This is a genomic window from Mycobacterium sp., from assembly GCF_036490025.1.
GTDB lineage: Bacteria > Actinomycetota > Actinomycetes > Mycobacteriales > Mycobacteriaceae > Mycobacterium.
On the sequence record NZ_DASXEP010000153.1, the window covers coordinates 1 to 2175 of the forward strand.

Sequence of the window (2175 nt, forward strand, 5' to 3'; positions counted from 1 at the left end):
GACGGAGTTGCGCGCGGCCCACACCGCGACGCTGCCCGCCGCCCTCGGCTGATCCGCCGGGCACCGATGGCCCCGCGGCGCCGCACGGACCCGGCCGCCGGGCGGCTCGCCCTGGCCGCCTGGGTTGCCGATCCCGAGTCGATCGACGCGGCCACTCTGGCGACCGCGGTTCGCTTCACTCTGGAGGAACTGACGGCCCGTCACCCTGGGCAGGCGGTCGAGGTCCGGGTGCCGCCCTACGGGGCCGTTCAGTGTCTGGCCGGCGGCAGCCACACCCGGGGCACCCCGCCGAACGTCGTCGAGACCGATCCGGTGACTTGGCTGGGGTTGGTCACGGGGCGGCTGAACTGGGCGGCTGCGGTCGCGGCCGGGCACGTGCATGCGACCGGCAGTCGGGCCGATCTATCGGCCGTCGTGCCGTTGGGCTGAGGGAAATTGATCCGTACCGGGCGGTCGAGCGCTCGACTGCCCGGTACGGGCCGGGGGCCGCGATCCCGACCAGGAATCGCGGCCCCGATGAACCCGTCGGCCTGTCAGCCGAACTGCGGGCCGGTGCCGGGCTGAGCCTCATTGCCGGCCGGCGGCGTCGGTGTCCCGTTGTGGGTCGAAGTGTTCGGGAAGGAGCAGGCGAGCACCTCGTCGTCCTGAGCCACGCCAGCCTTGGACCAATGAACAATCATCGTGCCGTACGAGACGTGATTCTTGTTGACGTTGAAGTGGAACTCGTGGGTGGAGTTGTGGAACAGGATTCCGTCGTAGATCATCTTGGCCTTGGTGATTGCGTCGGTCACGTCGCTGTAGAGCTGGATCTCGACGCTCTCCACAGCGTTCCCGGCCACGGTCAAATTGGGCGTGAAAGTTGAATAGGGCAGCACGGCCTTGGTGTCGGTCGCAAAGGCGTCGATGCTGGAGATGTCGGTCATCTGGGTGTAGCTGGTGTTGGCACCAGAGGTGATCTGGCTGCCGGTGGTGACGGTCGCCGCGGCGTTCAAGGTGTTGTCGTCGGGGTGTGGGCAGGTGATCGTGAACTGGTTGGAATTGGGACCCGGCGCGACTGTGACGTTACCGGGCTGCACCGTCTCGGCCTGTGCGGCACCGGCCGCTCCGAGTGCGGACAGAGAAAGGGCGCCAGCTGCGAACAGCGCACCGGCGAGCGGGCGTTTCATCAAGGTCCTCCTGCTTATCGGACCGCCCCGGCCGGGCCGGCCAACCTGTGGCTGCACGTACATCAAACGTGTCGCCCTTATTGAAGTGGACACTTCGGCGCCGTCAAGGTTGGTCGGTAGGAATGCACTTTCGGTTGCGTCGGTGCACCGGATAAGCTTGATGAAAGTGCGGTTGCACGGCATCGATCGCTGTTTCTCCTCGAATTTTCGTGAGGAATGCGATGAGCGGTGTCAACCCTGTGCGTGTCGGCGTTGCGTGGGCCCGAGCACTGAAATGCCCTGGTCGCTGCCCGTCAGGACGAGCAGCGACCAGGGCCTGTTTGGCTGGGAATCAATAATTCAACAGGTACTGCGGATCAGGAACGGCCGGTGCCGCACTGGTAGTAGACGCTGAAGACGGGAATACCGACGGGCAGGTTGAAGGCAAAACCGTTGGCCTTGTCGTTGAAGAAGATGTGCTCCGCGCCGCCCTCGGTGTTGACGACAGCCTTCTCGACCCGCTGGGTCTCGAACTCGAAGCTCTTCTCGTTGTCCAGGGACGGGCCGTACGACTCCAGAGCGTCCGGCTGGTTGACGGTGAACGTCCAGATGCCAGGCGCGGAGGTGATGGGGTACGACGTTCCGGGGACCGTCTCGAAGCCGTGGGTGGAGCCGCTCGGGTCAGTGTAGTAACCGGTGACGCCATGACCGCAACCGGTGCGGATCTCGGCGCCGCCGTCGCTGATGAAGCTCGCGTGTGCCGCGAGCGGGGTCAGGGCGATGGTGGCCGCAGCCGATGCGGCGATCGCCGCGGTCGCCACGAATTTACGCATGGCATATTCCTTCCGAATGTCGGGCAATGCTTCGCGTGGAGCTGTGCTCCGGCGAGAGGCGCGGCGCGCCGTGCCACAAGGTTTATTTGGCCCCGCCACCGACGTCAACGCGCACAGACCCCGATGGAGTATTGGCGACTTGTCGACGCGAATCGGGCCGATCGCCCTTGTCCGATGTCCGCTTCGGCCGGGAGTGC

At 65.7% G+C, this 2175-nt stretch carries 3 protein-coding genes; 1 reads left to right on the forward strand and 2 read right to left on the reverse strand.

Features of this window, described 5'->3' with window-relative positions; genetic code table 11:
• The first annotated feature begins 66 nt into the window (after positions 1 to 66).
• On the forward strand, positions 67 to 429 hold the full coding sequence (locus tag VGG53_RS17440; protein ID WP_331519332.1) for a sterol carrier family protein: 363 nt from the start codon (positions 67 to 69) through the stop codon (positions 427 to 429).
• Positions 430 to 533: 104 nt separating this feature from the next.
• Here VGG53_RS17440 and VGG53_RS17445 read toward each other — a convergent pair whose 3' ends face one another.
• Positions 534 to 1166 carry a hypothetical protein gene (locus VGG53_RS17445; RefSeq protein WP_331519330.1) on the reverse strand — a complete coding sequence of 211 codons (633 nt, stop codon included), beginning with the start codon at positions 1164 to 1166 and terminating at the stop codon, positions 534 to 536.
• Positions 1167 to 1522: 356 nt separating this feature from the next.
• A complete protein-coding gene (locus VGG53_RS17450; RefSeq protein ID WP_331519331.1) occupies positions 1523 to 1978 on the reverse strand; it encodes a hypothetical protein in 456 nt (151 codons plus the stop codon).
• Between the last annotated feature and the right edge of the window lie 197 nt (positions 1979 to 2175).